Here is a 20,344-nt window from a genome sequence, read left to right as displayed (position 1 = left end):
TCCTTATCAAAAAAAATAAAAAAACAAAGCTAATGATTGACTAGATTTTTGATGTTTTTAAAAGTACCCTATATAAATAATCTATTCGAGATTATTAGTTTTTATTAGAATGTAGTGGTACTGTTTGCTTGGTAAGCAAAATTAAAAGTGTAGTATGGCGACTCAGAAGTTAATGTTGGACTTGCAGGTGCATCTTTATAATAACTCAATATTTCAAATTTTGCATATTTACCATCGTGTGTTTTTACTACAAATACTTTTCCTGCAATAGGAGAAATAATATGAGTTTCTGCATTATAAGAATACCAACCTTTTCCGCTTCCTGTTGGAATTGAATAAACAGCAGCTGCATCTTGAGCAAAAGTACTAGCCGCAGGAAATGTAGTAATACTAGCAAATGTTCCAGATACAATACTTACTGCGCCAGACCCTGTTCTTTCTGGTTCATCTGTAAGACCAATTTTAGCTCCTCCATTTACAATGATTGTAGTCCCACGGAAAGCAATATCCCAGCTATTATCTGTTACCAACTTATTTTGAGAAAAACTAAATTTTGCAAATGCTCCACCTGCTGGTTGTCCCTGCCCGCCTGTCTGCGGTGCAGCAATATTAGAAACTTTTGTAGTTACTACTGGTACTACTTCATTTTTATCGTCATCGCTACTACAAGATGCTGTAAAAATAAATAATGCTAAAAGCGAAAGCTGTAAGAATTTTGTTTTCATTTTGAAAAGGTGTTAAATAAATATTGATTAAAAATTATATTGAATTCGTGCAAAAAACTGTCGTCCTGCCAGGTTGCTAATTTGGCTAGGATCTGTAAAATCAAATAAATTATTAGCTCCCGCTTGAAGCATAAATTTATCTCCGATATATTTTGAAATTGATAAGTTTGTCAAAAAGTAACCATCTACAAATGTGTCATATTTGTCCAGTATCTGATTACCATTGGTGTCAAACATCCCATATTTGCTTCTATAAAAAACGCGTAAGTTGATGTCGGTCTTAATTTTAGGAATAGTGTAAGCAAACTTAACATTGGCCGTATGTTTTGACCTGTTAAACAATCCAAAATAATCAGATTTTTTAATCTGAATGGTCTGCAAATCTGAGTTGCGGATGTATTGGTAATTTTCGAAATTATCTAGAACAGATTTGTCTTTTGCTGTTAAAAACTGATACCCAAATGATACTGATAATTGTTTTGTAAAATCATAAGTTGAATTAAACTCTAGACCATAAGTAAAGATTTTACTAATATTAAAATAACTGAAGACATTCTGACCATTATTTTTTTGAGCAACAACACGAGTATCAATTAAATTCTCTATTGAATTATAGAAAGCATTGACGTCCAATCTTAATTTATTTTTCTTATAAAAAGTTCCAAAATTGACATTAATTGAGCTTTCTGGCTTCAACGGCTCACCAAAACTTACCCCGTCAACTCTTGACAAAAGCTGTCCCTGTTCTTCAAGTTGATCTAAGCGATCTTCTGCAACGTTGTATCCTAAAACCGTATATCCAACTGATGGATTTGTAAAGTCAAAATACAATTGGCGAAAATCTGGCGCTTTATATCCATAGCCTACGGAAGACTTAAGAGAAAAGTTTTCATTAACCTTATAGTTGACTGCTAGTTTCGGACTAAACTGTGAAGCATATTCACTATGATTGTCATATCTAAATCCAGCAAGAACATTCCATTTTTCTGTCGGATTGTAATCGTATTGAAGATAAAGATATTGCGAATTAAAATTGACTTGTTTCTCAAAATAAGTCCTGTCTAGCGTCTCATAATTTAATCCAACTCCACCAGTTAGTTTATCATTTTTCAGAGAAATTGTTGTTCGAAGTTCTGGTCGAATTAACCATTGATTGTAATAGGCACTTTCAAAAACGATATTATTCTGGTCTTTTAAAAATGAATCATTTTGATAGTTTGTAGCATAAAATTCATATTCAGAATATACTTTCGAACTCCATTTATGTTCAAATTTTAATTGCGAATTCCATTCTTTCTCTTTGGCGTCCCCCGTATAGTTTTCAGAATCTATAATTGCTCTATTATCCATTTTCATATCATAAAAACGGTTATTCACAATTAATTTTAGATTCTCTGAAAAGTCGTAATATATCTTAGGCTGAATAGTAAAATTGTAAAATGGTTCTAGATTCTTTAACGGTGTACTTTTATCTAAATCATAACCTTGTGTAGAATAAAAATTAGCAAAAAGATTAGCTGAGAATTTCTTCTTTTTCCACAGCAAATTTGTATTGGCATCACTGGTGTTAAAAGTTGCATATCGATAAGAAAGACTACCTGTAAACATATCTTTTTTTGGTCTTTTTGTAATTACGTTTATCACTCCTCCCATTGCTTCAGAACCATATAATGCAGAAGAAGCGCCTTTAACAATTTCGATTCTTTCTATATTCCCTACTGAAACCCTTGATAAATCTAAAACACCAGAACTTCTGCCTACTAATGGTACACCGTCAATTAAAATCATGGTATAAGCGGCATCCAATCCCTGCATTTGAATTCCTTCAAAACCACTTTCGTCTGGAATTAAAATAATACCGGTCTGTTCGCTTAAAATTTCATTTAATCTTGTAACGCCTGACTTCATAATAGCTTCAGATGTAATAATTGTCATGGGTAAAGGCAATGACGAAAGCACTCTTTCCGTTCTAGTTGCAGTAGTAACTTTAACTTCTGATAATTCATTTGTTTCGACACTATCTTTTTGAACCTCTTGAGAAACAGAAATTTGACAAAAAAGCACAACAGTAAAAAGAGTTATTTTAAAATTCATTATTTTTATTCAGTCTTAATAATCGATGCAAATATATAACTATTTTTAATTGTTCTAAATAAAATTTATATATTTGCGAAAATTTAAACAAAACAATAAGTTATGATTTCAAAAAGCCTTTTTTTGTCAGCCGCTATGGCTTTAACATGTGGTCTTGGTTTTAGTCAGGACAAAAAACAACAAGACATAAAATCTATTAAATCAATGTGTGGTTGTTATGAGGTAAAGTTTAACTTCACAGAAACTTTCTCATATCCAAAAGATTCTCTTACTTATAAACCTTCTGAAACGAAACACGAATCTGCCTTGGAATGGGTAGAGTTATTAGAAGACACTCCTAACAAAATTGTGATGCAGCACTTATTGATTGTAAGCGACGATATGATTATCAAACACTGGAGACAAGATTGGCTATACGAAAACACAGACTTATATACTTTTGATAAAGGCAATTCTTGGAAATACAAGAAATTAGACAAAAAAGCCGTTAAAGGTCAGTGGACTCAAAAAGTATATCAGGTAGATGATAGCCCAAGATATGAGGGATCTTCAACTTGGGTACATGTTGACGGACAAGATTATTGGGCAAACGTTGCTGATGCTCCACTTCCAAGAAGAGAGCAAACAAAACGTAACGATTATAATGTTTTGAAAAGAAGAAACATACACGAAATCACTGCTACGGGATGGAATCACGAACAAGACAATGATAAATTAGTTCGCGACGATACTGGGAAAGATGTTTTACTAGCTCAAGAAAAAGGATTTGATGTTTACACTAAAGTTCCAGATGTAAAATGCATTGCTGCTCAAAAATGGTGGAAAGAAAATAATGCATTATGGAAAAACGTTCGCGATAAATGGCAAACTCTTTTTGACAGACATCAAGACTTAAACTTAGAAGCTAAAGTGGACAGAAAAGCTCTTTATTCTCTTTTATTTGATTTAAAACCAGATACTGCAAAAGCAGAAACAGATAAAATCATTGACAAATTTGTTAAGTAATTAGAATTAGTTGTTGTAAAAAAGCCTGAAGTTTTGAAACTTCAGGCTTTTTTTACTTTCAATTTTATTATAATGGGTTTTGAACTATTAGTGGGTTTGCATCTATTTCTGCTTTTGGAATCAACCATTGCCATCTTTTATCTGAAGAAACAGCAGTTAAAACTCCATTTGTAATACCTATATCATGATTTGAACCAGTTCTGTCAAGAGGAGAATCTGTGCGTTTTAAATCGTAGAATCTAAAGCCTTCTCCCCACAACTCAATCCTTCTTTGAAGTAAAATTTCATCAACTAATGCTTGTCCAGAATTTGTTGATAATGTATATGAAGGATTTCTTGTTTTTTCAAATTCAAAAAGTATGCTAGCCGCATCTGCATTTCCAAGCCTTGCTTTTGCTTCTGCTTCTATTAAATACATTTCTGCAACACGCATATATGGGACATCACATCTGCTATCTCCAGTACTTATAGCTAAAAATTTTTGGCTGGTATAAGGGAATTTCGCAAAATTCGAAGGAAGTGCTAATGCAGTATGTTTTCCAGTTTTATCAAATATAGCAGAACGAACATCTGTAGAAGGAATCATATTATATAGCTTACTGTTAATTGCCTTTGGACAAGAACGAATTACTGTTGAACTAAAATTCCTAGACATATAAGCTCCGAAGTTTGCAAAATATGTTGTTTGTACTTCATTAATATGGCTTCCCCACATCCATTCTCTGTTATTAAAATCATTAAAACCCAAAGTATATTCTGCCATTGGCATTAAGGTCTTACCGGCTCTAGCTTTATTTGCATATTCGGCCGCAATTGACCAATTCCCCTGCGTCAAAGCTACTCTGGCTTTTAAGCCTTGAGCCACTTTCAAATCTAAATGTGAATTATTCGGTTTTGTGTAACCTATTAATAAAACATTCGCCTCATCTAAATCTTTATTTATTTGAGCATAAACTTCTTCAACTGTTGAGCGTGGAAATTTATCATTTCCTACAGTCAAGACAATTGGCACACCAAGCTGAGAATTTGTTTCACCATTTACATATCTTTTACCAAATAACTGTACCAATTGATAGTGACAAAATGCTCGGTAAAGCAAAGCTTGTCCTTTTACAATTTTCTTATCAGCATCGGAACCAATTGCAGCATCTGCCGCATTTATTATTGTATTCGCATTTCTAATAATTCTATAATAAGTCCTATATGCAAAACGGAGTTCTGTCGAATTTTCATTGTTCATTGCGCTCCAATTATACACTGTCAAAAACCATCCATTAGTAATTGGAAAAACTACATCGTCACCTGCAATATCAATTTGTTCCATTAAACCTCCTAAACCTCCTTGACTCTGATCCTCATAACTAACATATAAAGATCTATGAATGCCATTCAAAAGTGTCATTAAATTCTCAGTTGTTTTTGTTGCTCCTTCGTAGTCAACAAATTCAGTTGGCTTTTTATCTAAAAAATCATCAGAGCATGAGCCTAAAAAAGTTAGCACTATAAATGCGAATAATACTTTTATATAATTTGATTTCATAATATTAAAAATTTAAATTCACTCCTAACGAAATTACTCTTGATGGTATATATCTATTTTGAGTTGTTCCATTAAAAGTTTGAGTTGGATCCATTCCTTGACGCTTTGTAAACAGCATTAAATTTTCTCCATTTATATATACTGAAGCATTATCTATTTCGAATTTTGATATAAACTCTGAAGGCATCTTATATGATAAATTGACTTGTCTTAATGATAAATAATCAGAACCTATTAGCCATCTATCAGAAGCTGCACTTGCTGGAGTATTTCTATTGACATCCAATCGAGGCACATCAGTTATGTCACCAGGCTTCTGCCATCTTCTAAAAATGTCTGTACTTAAAGCAGACCCATAATTATTACCAGTATGCATTAAAACAGCATAATTAGTGTCATACATTTGTCCTCCTATTTGATATGAGCATATTACATCTAATTGCAGTCCTTTATATTTAAATGTATTTCCAAAACTTCCAAACAAATCTGGAATAGCTGAACCCGCATAATGGTATAATGCTTTATTTTGATCTGTAGTCACATTTACACTATTTACAATTCTTATTGAAGTATCACTTGAATTTACAAATTTTGGATCTGCTACAAATAAGGCATATCCGTCCGAAGGATCAACACCATACCAATCTCTTAACCAATAATCATAAATTGAATGTCCTACTGAAAGTTTTTTACTTCCGTTAATAATTTCTCCTTGAGGAAGTTCTGTAATTTTATTATTAATTGTTGACGCATTGACATTTAAGTTCCAAGAAAAATCATTTGTTTTAATGATAACACCATCTAATGAAATTTCAATCCCCTTGTTGACCATAGAACCAATATTTTCTACTCTATTGTCTAGACCCGAAGACAAAGGATTAGGAACTGAAAAAATTAACCCGTCAGTATTTCTATTATAATACTCCACACTTCCCTTTAATCTGTTTTTGAACAGACCAAACTCTACAGCAATATCTTTTTGGGTATTAACTTCCCATTTTAAATCTGGCGCAGCTGCAGCATAAGTTACAATACCGCCTTCACTTCCATTATCATAACCTAAACTATAAGTAGGCTGGCTAACATAGTAATTTAAACCATTAATTTTTGAGCCCGCATCATTAGTATCGCCAATTATATGAGAATCATTTCCAACTTGTCCGATCGAAGCTCTAAATTTCAAATCATCAAGCCAAGTATAATTCTTTAAGAAATTTTCTTTAGAAATCACCCACGCACCGCCTAAAGACCAGAAGTTACCCCAACGATTATTCTCCGCAAATTTTGAGGATCCATCTCTTCTTAATGATGCTGAAAAAATATACTTATTCATGTAATCATAACCGGCTCTTGAGAAGTATGATTCTGTTGCATAATTTCTTGTAAAAGAAGTCAAACCTGTAGTTGTTGCATAGTTAACATATTCAATAATATCCGGCGTTACTTGACCTGTTTTACTGCTACTGGTCCAATTTGTTTCATAATCGAAACTTTCATGCCCTAGTAATATATTGAATGAATGTTCTCCTATTTTCTTAGAGTAGTTCAAAAGCTGGTTATAAGTAATTCCAGTTAGAACTTTATCCTCTTTTGCCATTAATCCAGTTGGCGCTCCATCCCCAATTTCAGTATTGTAAGAATAAGTTCTATTTCGATATGTTTTGTCAATAGAAGCATTTGTTGTGAACTTTAAATCTTTAGTAAATGAAATTTCAAAAAAAATTCTTGCTGAAAGCGCTAATCCTTTTACTACATCAGTATCATTTAAAGTTTCATAAACAACGTTGCGCCCATTTGATGCTCCTGAACCTCTAACAGTCGAATAAATTCGATCGCCATTTGCGTCAAGCACATAATCGCCATTTGTCGTATGATCAAAAACAGGATAAATCGGTCCCATTGTTCTTATAGTTCTAAATGGATTTTTGAATGAACTGGTATTTTCAACTCCATCAGTTCCTAATTTCGAATTAGTCAAAGTTCCTGATATATTCACACCTGTTTTAAACCATTCTTTTAAACTTGTATTTAAATTTAGTCTTCCCGTTGTTCTTTCAAAACCTGATTTCTGAATGTATCCTTCTTCGTCCAAATAACCTAAAGAGGCAAAGTAGTTTGATTTTTCAGATTTTCCTTGATAAGAGAAATCTACATTTTTACGAACTCCGGCTCTTTCCAATTGTTTTGCCCAATCAAGATCTTGAGGATACATTAACTTTGCATTAGGATTTAATTTGCCATCGGTTCCAACTATGCTTCCACTAGGAACATCAAATGGGTTGGTAACTAATACAACTGGTACTCTAGCAGACGCATAAAGATTTGCTGCATCTATTTCTGATTGATTGCCCATAGGGCGACTATTTCTAATTGCTTCCCATTCTAAAGGATAATAATCAAAAGCATTTACCCTTTTATAATCTTTAATAGATCGAGAGGTCATTCCAGTACTTACATTAAGGGAAAATTTATCCTTTTGCGACTTTCCTGATTTTGTGGTAATAATAATTACGCCGTTCGCTGCTTTTGAACCATATAAAGATGTTGAAGAAGCGTCTTTTAAAACACTTAAACTTTCAATATCACTTGAATTTAAATTACTTATATCCCCTGCATATGGAACACCGTCTACTATATACAAAGGAGTATTTGATCCATTAATTGAACTAAAACCACGGATTCTAATTTCTGGAGCTGCACCAGGCTGTCCAGCAGAACTTTGAATTTGGACACCAGATGTCGCTCCTTCTAAAGAAGAAAGAGCATTTGTTAAAGGCCTGTTCTCCAATTGCTCTGATTTTATTTGAGTAGCAGACCCTACATAAGATGTCTTTTTTGCTGTACCATAAGCAACTACTACAACCTCATCCAACTCTTTTCCGTCTTCTTGCATCTTAGCATTTAGAACAGAACCAGATCCAACAGTCAAATTAACATCTTTGAATCCCATGTATGAAAAAGTCAAAATATCTCCAGTTTTAGCATTTATTATATACTTTCCATCAAAATCTGATTGTACTCCAGTTTTTGTGCCTTTGACCATTACATTTACTCCTGGAATTGGACCATTTGCATCCGAAACCACTCCTGTAATTTTTTTCTCCTGAGCAATGCTTGACTGCAGAATCAGAATGAAAAAAAGCATTATAAGTCCTTTTAATTTTTGTTTCATTATTTTGTTTTTTTAATTAGAGAGGGCGAACTTAAAAAATTAAAATAATTTTAACAAGAATCAATTTACTTTTAACATTATAATTTGAAATATTAATACTACAAATTACATACTAAATAACTTATGCGATATTAAAAAAGTTTTTTATGATAGCTTATTGGAGGAGGAAATTAATTACTGAACTTTAATTAAGAATAAAAACCATCCAGTATATAGATGGTTTTTTCATTCTTTTCATCTCAACTAAAAGCGTACTAATTCAAAATAGCTAAAAATGAATATTTGAAGAATATAAATTGACTTGGAATTTATCACTTGCATTGTAACACTTGCATTGTAACACTTGCATTGTAACACTTGCAAAGCCAGTGCAAAATTATCTAAGAATGAAACTACAGAAATGCCGGTAAAGCCAAAAAAGCAATAAAAAAAGCCAATAGTTTAAAACTACCGGCTTTTCTTCCTTAACTAGGTCTATATTTTTTTTACATTCTCTCTGGAACTTCAATTCCTAGCAAATGAAATGCCGATTTAATTACTTCGGCTACTTTTTGAGACAGCTGTACTCTGAATATTTTTTTCGTTAAATCTACTTCTCCTAATATATGCACTGATTGATAAAAAGAATTGTATTCTTTTACTAAATCGTAAGTATAATTCGCAATTAATGCCGGACTATGATTTTGAGCCGCATTCTGAATTACTTCTGGGAAAAGCTCGATTTGTTTTACCAATTCTTTTTCCTTCTCGTGCAATTCTTCAATTTCAATTTTATTAGAAAAATCAAAATCGGCTTTACGGATTATGGACTGAATTCTCGCGTATGTGTATTGGATAAACGGTCCTGTATTTCCAGCAAAATCTACAGATTCTTCTGGGTTGAACAAAATACGTTTTTTAGGGTCTACTTTTAAAATGTAATATTTCAAAGCTCCTAAACCAATTGTTTTATATAGTTTAGCTTTTTCCTCATCAGAATAGCTGTCTAGTTTTCCTAAATCTTCTGAAATCTGTTTTGCTGTATCGGTCATATCTTGCATCAAATCATCAGCATCTACAACAGTTCCTTCACGGCTTTTCATTTTTCCAGAAGGCAAATCTACCATTCCGTATGATAAGTGATATAAACTTGAAGCCCAGTCAAATCCTAATTTTTTAAGAATTAAGAATAACACTTTAAAGTGATAATCCTGCTCATTTCCAACAGTGTAAACCATTCCTCCAACATCTGGCATATCTTTTACACGCTGAATTGCTGTTCCGATATCTTGCGTCATGTAAACCGCTGTTCCGTCAGAACGCAAAACAATTTTACGGTCAAGTCCTTCGTCTGTCAGATCAATCCAAACAGAGCCATCTGGATCTTTTTCAAAAACTCCTTTATCTAAACCTACCTGAACAACATCTTTCCCTAATAGATATGTATTGCTTTCGTAGTAATATTTATCAAAATCAACTCCAAGATTCGTATAAGTTGTAGCAAAACCATCATAAACCCATTCGTTCATTTTTTTCCAAAGTGCAATCACTTTTTCGTCGCCAGCTTCCCATTTCTTAAGCATATCTTGCGCTTCGATAATAATTGGAGCTTGCTTTTTGGCTTCCTCTTCTGTTTTTCCAGTTTCGATTAAACCGTTAATTTCGTTTTTGTATGCTTTATCAAACTCTACATAATATTTACCAACCAATTTATCTCCTTTTAAACCAGAAGTCTCAGGAGTTTCTCCGTTTCCGAATTTCTCCCAAGCCAACATCGATTTACAGATATGGATTCCTCTATCATTAATAATTTGCGTTTTGTATACTTTTTTACCTGAGGCTTTTAAAATCTCTGCAACAGAATATCCTAACAAATTGTTACGAACGTGTCCTAAGTGCAAAGGTTTGTTAGTGTTTGGAGAAGAATATTCTACCATAACTGCTTTTTCATCTGGATTTGGAGCCACAAATCCGAATTGTTTTTGGTCTTTTATTCCGTTAAAGAAATTCACATAATAACTGTCTGAAATCACAATATTCAAAAAACCAGAAACTACATTAAAACGGGCAACTTCAGAAACATTTTCAACTAGATAATTTCCAATTTTATTTCCCAATTCAGCTGGATTGCTTTTAATCACTTTCAGTAAAGGAAAAATTACCATTGTAATATCTCCTTCAAACTCTTTTCTAGTCGTTTGAAATTCGATTTTATCAACAGTAACATCAAATAATGCTTGTATTGCTTTTTGTATAGAAGGTGTAAGAATTTGTTGTAATGACATGTAAACTTATTTTAAAGTGAGCAAAGATACTGCTTATTCATCAATTAGAGAAAATCAAAAACATATTAAATTAAAGAAAAGAGTTGCAATTTGACAAAAAAGAGCATTTTTTAATTGTTAAAATTATCAAAAAACCAAAACCCTAATCTCTTACAAAACAGCCAATGAGAAAAAAAATATATTTTTTTCTAGAATTTCTTGTAACATATCAACCGTAAAAGAGTCTTAATAGAGACTTTAATTTTTTGAAGTCAGGAAAAAACAAAAAAAAGAAAAACTAACAAAACGAAATCATCATCAATCAAATCAAAAAATAATCAGTAAAAAAATCATGAAATTAAAATTCTTTCTGTTTGCGTTATTAGGAATAATCGCAACTGCACAGGCCCAGAATACTGGAAGTGTTTCTGGAAAAATTACAGAAAAGTCAAACAACGCACCCATTTCTTATGCAACAGTTTCACTAAAAGAAAATGGAAAAGTAGTTTCTGGCGTAAACACAGACGATAACGGGGACTTTTCATTTAAGAATATTGCTTTAAAAAGTTATACGATCGAAATTCAATATATAGGATTTAGAAAATATATCGGTTCTGTGCTTTTGAGCGAAAACAAAAAAACGGCAACTGTAAATGTTGCTCTTGAAGAAGAAGCGACACAACTTAAAGGTGTAAATATCGTTGCTGAACGTTCGACTATTGAACAAAAAATCGATAGAAAAGTGGTGAATGTTGGTAAAGATCTAACTACCGCTGGAGCTTCCGCATCAGATATTATGAATAATATTCCTTCTGTGAATGTAGATCAGGATGGAAAACTTTCGCTTCGCGGAAATGATAATGTTCGTGTATTAATTGACGGACGTCCAACGAATATTGATCCTGCTCAATTATTGAAACAAATTCCTTCAACTTCTATCAAGAAAATTGAATTAATCACTAACCCAAGCGCCAAGTATAATCCAGAAGGAATGTCTGGAATCATTAATATTATTTTGCATAAAAATGCAAACACTGGTTTTAACGGAAGCTACAGTGGCGGTATTACTTTTGGTGAAACGGCAAAATACAATCAGTCTTTAGATTTAAACTATAAAACTGGAAAAGTAAACTTCTTCGGAAACGTGGGACAAAACTTTGGAAAATATCATAATAAAGGTTTTATCCAAAGATTTGATCAAGATATTACTCAAAATATAGATGTACTAAATGATAATGATTCCTACTTATACAAAATTGGAATGGATTATTTAATCGATGATCACAATACTTTATCTATCTATACTAATCAGAATAAATCTACAGGAAAAGGTTATGTAGATACTGATATTGATTACAATAATGTAACTGGTTCTGATATTTCGAATATCTTTCAAAAATCAAGATATTGGGGGCCAGATCAGGTTGGAACGTACAATTTAGCATACAAGCACATCTTCAAAAAAGAGGGTCACACTTTAGATTTTGAAGCCAACTACAGTGACAATAAAGAAACTCAAAATGCTTCTTTTGATACTGAAACGACAAAAACAGACAATACTGCAGGGAATGTCTTCTATGAAGATTATTTGAAAGGAACCCGAAAATTAAGCACAATAAACGTAGATTATGTTAATCCGTTAAACGAAAAAACAACGCTTGAAGCTGGTGCGGAAGCAAGAATTACAAGAACAGAAAATGATTATATTACTGGAAATCCTTTGCTACCTGTTGCAGATCAAATGTCTCACTATACTTATGACACAGATATTTATTCTGCTTATGTAACATTTGGGCAAAAATTCAAAAAACTAAGCTATCAAGTAGGTGCACGTTTTGAAAGCTATAAAGTTCAAGCCAACTTAAATTATGGTAAAGATAAATTTGATGACGATTACATTACTTTGTATCCATCAGCTTATTTAACATACAATATCACTGAGAAAAATACTTTACAGTTAAGCTACAGCCGTCGTGTTGACCGTCCGAGTTTAGAGCAGACAAAACCTATTCGTGAATTTGCTACTCCATTGGTGACTTCAATAGGAAATCCTGATTTAAGACCTCAGTTTACCAATTCTGTCGAGTTAAATTATACTAAAACCCTTGAAAAAGGAAGTTTTACAGCGGGTGTTTTTGTGAGAAGCATTAATGATCAAATTAGCAGAATTTTATATCCAGACCCTACGGATACAAGCGGGCAAAAACAGATCATGAGTTTTACAAATTTTGATCATAATACAGCTTACGGATTTGAAATGTCATTCAATTATAAAATCACAAAATGGTGGGATATTCAGCCATCGATTGATTTTTCTAGTATTGATCAATCAGGAGTTATATATGGTTTTATTCCAGAAAAAAATGAAATTGGGCCTAAAAACAAAACAGTTACTGTTTCTGCATTTAATGGACGTATGAACTCTAACTTTAAAGTAAACAAACGTTTAAGCTTCTTAGCTTTCGGATTCTACAGAGGCGCTACAGACGGACTTCAAAACAATAGCCACGAAATGTACAAAATGGATATTGGTACGCGCTACACATTGTTAGACAACAAAATGAATTTAAGTGTTCGTTTCAATGACGTTTTCAATACAATGAAATATGCTTTCGATACTGAGAATCCATATCCACAAGCTGGTCAGTTTAAATGGGAAAGCCAAACGGTTTACTTTGGTCTGACTTACAACTTTGGTGGTGGAAAAATCAAAAATTTACAGCGTAAACAAAGAGATGACAATACTAACAAAGGCGGGGGCGGAATGTTCTAACCTTGTCTGAGAAGATTTTTTAAATAATTTTTGAATAATTTCTTGTAGAAAAAAAGTCTGGAGCTTGCCAACTCCAGACTTTTTTTGTTTTTTAATTCTGCTAAAAATACTTTTGAAAATAATTTTTCACGCAGATTTAAAAAGATTAAAGCAGATTTACACAGAGCAAATTAAGTATCTTGGTAATATCACCCAACAAATTTTAATCTATAAAAAATTGCGTAATTCTTTTATTTCTTCGGGATTGGCAATTTCAGAATTATCTGTGATCGCAGAAGAATGATAAAAAGTTAAATCTAATTTTTCTTGGAGTAATTTTATATTTGAAGATCGCAAGCCGCCACCAGGCATAATTTCTATTCTATCTCCTGCCAATTCCTGAAGTCTAGCCAAAGCCTGAATGCCTTCTTCGACATTTACACCTTGACCAGAAGTTAAAATTGTTTTGAAACCACAGTCAATGATAGATTCAAGCGATTTTTCGGGATTTTTTACCACATCAAAAGCACGGTGAAAAGTACAAGATAATGGGTGCGCCAAATGTACTAATTCTTTATTTTGCTTTTTATTTATTTTTCCGTTTTCTTTTAAGATTCCAAAAACAAAACCGTCGACCCCCAGCTTTTTATAATGCTTAATGTCTTGCTTCATTTCGGTAAGCTCTTCATCCGAATAAACAAAATCACCACCTCGAGGTCTTATAATGACATGCATTTTTATATTTAAACTTTCACGGACTTTCACTACCAAAATAGAATTTGGAGTGGTTCCTCCCAGTTTCATGTTTTCACATAGCTCAATTCTGTCCGCGCCATTTGCTTGAGCAATTAATGCCGATTCATAATTAAAACAAGCTATTTCCAGTTGATTTTTTTTCATTTTGATTTCGATAGTTTTTCTCTAAATGAAACCTTACAGGTTTGAGTACGCAATTTATAAAAAAACCTGCTCCGAATAAAAAGCAGGTTTTAAAAAAATATAAATGTAAGATGATTATTTTACCATTTGATAATAGCACTAGCCCAAGTAAATCCACTACCGAAAGCTGCTAAAACTACAGTATCTCCAGATTTGATCTTTCCTTGTTCCCAAGCTTCTGTCAGAGCAATCGGAATAGATGCTGCTGTTGTATTTCCGTATTTCTGAATGTTGTTGTGAACTTGGTCGTCTGTTAATTTAAATTTGTTTTGAATGAATTGTGAAATTCTCAAATTTGCTTGATGTGGAATCAGCATATCAATGTCTGAAACTTGCAGCCCATTTGCTTCTAATCCTTCATTGATTACTTCTGCAAAACGAACTACTGCATTTTTGAACACAAACTGTCCATTCATATATGGATAATAACTTTCGTCATTTGGATCATTGTCTGCAATAATATCTGTTACCCAACGCGCACCCATTCCTGGCGCTTGCAAAGCTAACTCTTCAGCATGTTCTCCTTCTGAATGTAAATGAGTTGATAAAATTCCTTTTGTTAAGTCTTCTTCACGGCTCAAAACTGCCGCTCCTGCTCCATCTCCAAAAATTACCGAAACACCGCGTCCGCGAGTAGTCATGTCTAATCCTGTAGAGTGAACCTCAGAACCAATTACCAAAATATTTTTATACATTCCGGTTTTAATATATTGGTCTGCAACAGAAAGTGCATAAACAAAACCAGAACATTGGTTTCTAACATCTAATGCTCCAACTGTTCTTAAACCTAAATCTCTTTGAACCAAAACACCTGGTCCTGGAAAATAATAATCTGGACTTAATGTAGCAAAAACTACAAAATCAATATCTTCTTTGGCAACACCAGAACGCTCTATTGCAATTTTAGCTGCTTTTACTCCCATTGAAGTCGTGGTGTCTTCTCCACGAATGATGTGTCTTCTTTCCTGAATTCCAGTTCTTTCCTGAATCCATTCATCATTGGTATCCATTATCTTAGACAAATCATCGTTAGTCACCACATTGGAAGGAACATAATATCCTAAACCAGCTATTTTTGAATGATACATAATCAATTATTATTTATTAAAAATTTGGATTGCAAATTTACGCATACTTTAAAATATACGTATACAAAATACTATTTTTTTCGTTATTAGCAATTTAATATATTCTAATTATACAACCACTTATAATCATTTACTTCTTGAAAAGACAGCATTCAGACGCAAACATTGAAAAAAATTAAAAATCACGCATTAGATGTAACAACATAAAAGTATTTTAGACAAACATTTTGAATACTATTACAAACTCCTAAAATTTAAACTATGAAATTAAAGATTACGCTGTTTTTATTTCTAAATATAAGTTTTTTCTCTTTTGCTCAAGAGAATCTAACTTATCAAAAACCTTCTAAATCTATTTTAGATTTGGCAGATTACCAAAGAGCGCCTTCTGTATCTATGGATACCAAAAAAGAAAACATGCTTTTAATGTATCGCAGTACCTATAAAACACTAGACGACCTCAATCAAGACGAAGTTCGTTTAGCAGGCTTAAGAATTAATCCCGTTACTAATATCTCAAGTACTGTAACTTATCTAAACAACTTAAAACTAAGAAAAATAAGCGGTAAGGAAGAAATTCAGGTAAAAGGCCTGCCTGAAAATCCAAAAATAACAAACATTCTTTGGTCGCCAAACGACAAAAAAATCCTATTCTCCCATACTACAAATTCTGGGGTTGAACTTTGGGTTTTGGATGTGGCAACAGCACAAGCTACAAAACTTACAGAGGCTAGAGTAAATGCAAATCTTGGAAATCCGTTTAGCTGGTTTTTGGATAGTGAAACTATATTAGTAAAAATGCTTCCTAAAAATAGACAGCCACTTTTGGATTCTAAAAAAGATCTCCCAACAGGCCCGATTATTTCTAACACTTCAGGAGAAAAATCACAAAACAGAACCTATCCTGATATGTTGAAAAACAAAAATGACGAAGCTAATTTTGAAAACTGCATCACTTCTGAATTATATAAAATAAAACTAAATGGCGACGCTGTTTTATATAAAGAAGCGGCTATGTTTGCCGGAGAAAGAATCTCGCCAGATGGCAATTACATCATGCTGACAACCATTCAAAAACCATTTTCTTATGTAGTTCCATTAAATAGATTTCCGTCTAAAACCATTGTTTATGATTTAAGCGGAAGAGAAATTAAAACGGTAAATGAGGTTCCTTTAAATGAAATTATGCCTAAAGGTTTTATGGCTGTCCGAAAAGGAAAAAGAGAAATGGCTTGGAGAAACGACAAACCTGCAACTTTATCTTATGTTGTGGCTTTAGATGAAGGTGATCCAGCAAATAAAGTTGATTTTAGAGATGAAGTTTTTCTTTGGGAAGCTCCTTTCGACAAAGAAGCTTATTCATTAGCAAAAACACCGCAGCGTTTTAGCGACATTATTTGGGGTAATGATAATCTAGCCGTTCTTTCTGAAGAATGGTACGACACGAGAAACACCAAAACATTTTTGATAAATCCATCAAATCCAAGTCAGCAGCCAAAATTGATTACCGATAGAAATTCCCAAGATGTTTATTCAGATCCAGGAGTTTTCGAAACAAGAAAAAATGCCTACAATAAATATGTTTTAGCTATCGAAAAAAATAATCTGTACAGAATTGGTGAAGGTTATACTAAAGACGGACAATTCCCTTTTGTTGACGAATTCAATCTGGAAACTTTAAAATCAAAACGTATTTATACTTCTCCATACAAAGACAAAAAAGAAGATATTTTAGAAATTGAAGATTTTAAATCTGGAAAAATATTAGTTCAGATTCAGTCAAAGACAGAATATCCTAATTATTATTTCAGAAATATTAAAAAACAAAACAGCTTAACACAAGTTACTGATTTCAAAAATCCGTTTGAAAGCATTAAAAATGTTAGCAAAGAAGTAATTAAGTACAAACGTAAAGACGGTTTGGAACTTTCAGGAACCTTATATCTTCCTGCTGGTTACGATAAAGCTAAAAAAGAAAAATTGCCGCTACTGATTTGGGCTTATCCTGCAGAATATAAAGATCGAAATAGCGCTTCGCAATCGACTCAAAATTCTAACGAATTCACATTCCCTTATTATGGATCGTTTGTATACTGGGTTACAAAAGGATATGTTGTTTTAGACGATGCCGCTTTCCCAATTATTGGCGAAGGAACAACAGAACCAAACGACAACTTTATTTCGCAATTGGTAGATAATGCAGCGGCGGCTATTGACGCGGTTGACGCTTTGGGTTATATTAATCGTAAAAAAGTAGCTGTTGGCGGACACTCTTACGGAGCATTTATGACAGCAAATTTATTGACGCATTCCAATCTTTTTGCCTGCGGAATTGCGAGAAGTGGGGCTTACAATAGAACTTTAACCCCATTCGGATTCCAATCTGAGCAAAGAAACTACTGGGAGGCTCCAGAAGTTTACAATGCAATGTCTCCATTTATGAATGCAGAAAAAATGAAGACTCCAATTTTATTGGTGCACGGAGAAGCTGATAATAACCCTGGAACTTTTACTTTGCAGACGGAACGTTATTTTCAAGCATTAAAAGGTTTAGGAGCGCCTGCAAGAATGGTTATTCTTCCAAAAGAATCTCATGGCTATGTTGCTAAAGAAAATATTCTTCATTTGCTTTGGGAGCAAGATCAGTTTTTAGAAAAGTATTTGAAAAACTAAATTCCTAATTTAATTCCAACAGTAAACCCGACAGGTTTCAGAAACCTGTCGGGTTTATTATTTTAACAATTAGAAATTATCTAATTTTCTAATTGAGACATTCCCTAGTTATAAATAATTTAAAGCTAAAAACACTTCTTGTTCGAGCGGTAAATCTATTTCGCTTTCAAAGAAAATCAATTGCCTCTTATAAACCGTTTCAATCAAATAATGGCTTCCTCTAAAATAAGTTCTCCTAATTTTCACCATCAGTTTTGACTCTGAAACCATTTTAAATTGGTGTGGATAAACTAATGTTTTATGAGTTTCGTCTTCATATGACAATAATAAATGAGTCGGAATTTCATTCACTTCACCAAACAAAGAAGCGACATATTTAATTTTCGGGTCTTCATATATTTTTGCAGGATCATCCTTAACTAGCACTTCTCCGTTTCGCATCACTATGGCCTGATCTGCAAAAGACAAAGCATCGGTACTGTCATGCGTTGCAATAATGCAGGTAATTCCTTTTTGCTTTAAATAACGGAACAAGTTACGGCGTAAAGCATTTTTTCTAAAAGCATCAATCTGACTGAATGGCTCATCTAATAAAATGACCTCTGGTTCTAAAGCCAAAACTCTTACCAAAGCCACTCTTTGCTGCTGTCCTCCACTCAAGAATTTTGTTTTCACATTGGAAAACTGCTCCATTTCTACCATTTCCAATAATTCTTGAACACGAAGTTTTTTCATGTTTGCAAAACCATTTGATAGAAACTTACCGACGTTTTCTGCAACAGTCTCGTATGGAGACAAATCAAAATCCTGAGCCAGATATTTCATGTAAGGCATTCCTGGAATCAAATTAAACTTTGGTCCCAAAACTGGTTTATCCCCATAAAAAATCTTTCCCTCGTCTAGATCATAAAGTCCATATATAAGCTTGAGCAGCGTACTTTTTCCGCAGCCACTCTCACCAATAATGGCAATGTTCTGGCCTTTTTCAATAGAAAAAGAGATGTTTTTTATAACGGGACTTTCGGTGTACGAAAAAGATATATTTTGTATGTCGAGCATGAGTTGTAATATGAGACGTCAAATTTACAATGTTTAATTTCTAAAGTCAAAAAAAAGCTGCTTCAATTATGAAACAGTATTTAAGATAGTTTATTATCTGAAAACTATTTAAAAAATTAACATTAAAACTTTATTTGTAATCCTTTTTTTACTTTAATTTGTCTCTATTAATAATTTAAGATCGTGAAAAAACTACTATCATTAGCATTACTTCTTTTTTTATCAAATTCTATTCAGGCTGCTTGGTATACTTCTTTTGAAGAAGCTCAAAAAGAAGCCTTAGTATCTGGCAAACTAATCATTGTTGACTTTACCGCAAAATGGTGTGGGCCATGTAAAGAAATGGATTTAAACTCTTGGAATGATACGCAGGTTCAAAATGTTCTTCAAAATTATGTTCCGCTTAAAATTGACGTCGACCAGAATAATGATTTTGCTCTCAAATATCAAATCAGAGCACTACCTAATATGATAGTTATGGACGTAAACGGCAAAGTCTTACATCACTTTTTTGGCTATCAAACACCTGCAAAATTAAAAAACGAGTTATCGCAATTCAGTTTATCTACAGAATATCTCACAACAGAATTATCAAATTTTTATTCCTCAAAAAAATATACCACAGCTATACGAGCTGCTCAAAAATACTATACATACTCTTTATTGGTAGATAAAAATATAAAAGGAAAAATAATTCAAGTTGGATCCGATTATTTAAAAGACGCAAAAGAAGAATTAAAGAAAAGTGACGAGGATTACCTTGAAAAAAAACAAAAACTGGAGCTTATTTCATTATACGAACTTGCCTATCATTTTGATTTTGACAAACTGAACAAAAAGATTTCAAAAATAAACCCAGAATTCATCGCACAATCTAATGCTTATCAATATTGGTTCTTAAAATACCTATCCGTTAAAAGCAATTTAGAAGATGCAGCCATTGTAGAACAATTTTTAAGAGAAAATGATTTAGAAAATGTTATTGAAAACTGCAATCAGCTTTATGCTTTTTATGAAAAATCAAAATAAAACCTAATATATATTTACTACCAAA

At 32.9% G+C, this 20,344-nt stretch carries 12 protein-coding genes; 4 read left to right on the top strand and 8 right to left on the bottom strand.

What is annotated here, in order from left to right; translation table 11 throughout:
• Positions 1-104 precede the first annotated feature (104 nt).
• Together BB050_RS11210 and BB050_RS11205 are read right to left on the bottom strand one after the other, a co-directional pair.
• On the bottom strand, positions 105-725 hold the full coding sequence (locus BB050_RS11210) for an HmuY family protein (RefSeq protein ID WP_066033627.1): 621 nt from the start codon (positions 723-725) through the stop codon (positions 105-107).
• 27 nt (positions 726-752) lie between these two features.
• Entirely contained in the window at positions 753-2,819 is a 2,067-nt protein-coding gene (locus tag BB050_RS11205; protein WP_066033626.1) for a TonB-dependent receptor plug domain-containing protein, read from the bottom strand.
• 102 nt (positions 2,820-2,921) lie between these two features.
• Between BB050_RS11205 and BB050_RS11200 the strand changes: the two genes are divergently transcribed.
• A complete protein-coding gene (locus BB050_RS11200; RefSeq protein WP_008464503.1) occupies positions 2,922-3,824 on the top strand; it encodes a DUF6607 family protein in 903 nt (300 codons plus the stop codon).
• 67 nt (positions 3,825-3,891) lie between these two features.
• Here the strand turns inward: BB050_RS11200 and BB050_RS11195 are convergent, their stop codons facing one another.
• The 3 genes from BB050_RS11195 to argS form a co-directional block, all read right to left on the bottom strand.
• The gene (locus BB050_RS11195; protein ID WP_066033625.1) at positions 3,892-5,364 is read right to left on the bottom strand and encodes a RagB/SusD family nutrient uptake outer membrane protein; all 1,473 of its coding nucleotides are present in this window, start codon (positions 5,362-5,364) and stop codon (positions 3,892-3,894) included.
• Between the two features lie 4 nt (positions 5,365-5,368).
• The gene (locus BB050_RS11190) at positions 5,369-8,536 is read right to left on the bottom strand and encodes a SusC/RagA family TonB-linked outer membrane protein (RefSeq protein WP_083219830.1); all 3,168 of its coding nucleotides are present in this window, start codon (positions 8,534-8,536) and stop codon (positions 5,369-5,371) included.
• A gap of 485 nt (positions 8,537-9,021) precedes the next feature.
• Positions 9,022-10,800 carry an arginine--tRNA ligase gene (argS, locus tag BB050_RS11185; protein ID WP_008464497.1) on the bottom strand — a complete coding sequence of 593 codons (1,779 nt, stop codon included), beginning with the start codon at positions 10,798-10,800 and terminating at the stop codon, positions 9,022-9,024.
• Between the two features lie 331 nt (positions 10,801-11,131).
• On the opposite strand from argS, the gene BB050_RS11180 reads away from it, so the two are divergent.
• On the top strand, positions 11,132-13,552 hold the full coding sequence (locus BB050_RS11180) for a TonB-dependent receptor (RefSeq protein WP_066033624.1): 2,421 nt from the start codon (positions 11,132-11,134) through the stop codon (positions 13,550-13,552).
• 207 nt (positions 13,553-13,759) lie between these two features.
• On the opposite strand, the gene BB050_RS11175 is transcribed toward BB050_RS11180, so the two are convergent.
• On the bottom strand, positions 13,760-14,431 hold the full coding sequence (locus BB050_RS11175) for a copper homeostasis protein CutC (RefSeq protein ID WP_008464494.1): 672 nt from the start codon (positions 14,429-14,431) through the stop codon (positions 13,760-13,762).
• A gap of 119 nt (positions 14,432-14,550) precedes the next feature.
• The gene (locus tag BB050_RS11170) at positions 14,551-15,558 is read right to left on the bottom strand and encodes a 3-oxoacyl-ACP synthase III family protein (RefSeq protein ID WP_008464493.1); all 1,008 of its coding nucleotides are present in this window, start codon (positions 15,556-15,558) and stop codon (positions 14,551-14,553) included.
• A 261-nt stretch (positions 15,559-15,819) separates the two neighbouring features.
• Between BB050_RS11170 and BB050_RS11165 the strand changes: the two genes are divergently transcribed.
• Entirely contained in the window at positions 15,820-18,231 is a 2,412-nt protein-coding gene (locus BB050_RS11165) for an alpha/beta hydrolase family protein (RefSeq protein ID WP_066033623.1), read from the top strand.
• Positions 18,232-18,339: 108 nt separating this feature from the next.
• Here the strand turns inward: BB050_RS11165 and BB050_RS11160 are convergent, their stop codons facing one another.
• Positions 18,340-19,290: an ABC transporter ATP-binding protein gene (locus tag BB050_RS11160; RefSeq protein WP_008464491.1), complete on the bottom strand. Its 951-nt coding sequence runs from the start codon at positions 19,288-19,290 to the stop codon at positions 18,340-18,342.
• A gap of 183 nt (positions 19,291-19,473) precedes the next feature.
• Here BB050_RS11160 and BB050_RS11155 point away from each other — a divergent pair, with 183 nt between their 5' ends.
• Positions 19,474-20,319 (top strand): thioredoxin family protein, encoded by an 846-nt coding sequence (locus BB050_RS11155; protein WP_066033622.1) that lies wholly within the window; start codon positions 19,474-19,476, stop codon positions 20,317-20,319.
• Positions 20,320-20,344: the final 25 nt, after the last annotated feature.

Source organism: Flavobacterium anhuiense, from assembly GCF_001705175.1.
GTDB classification, from domain to species: Bacteria; Bacteroidota; Bacteroidia; order Flavobacteriales; family Flavobacteriaceae; genus Flavobacterium; species Flavobacterium anhuiense.
This window is presented reverse-complemented; position numbering and strand designations above follow the sequence as displayed.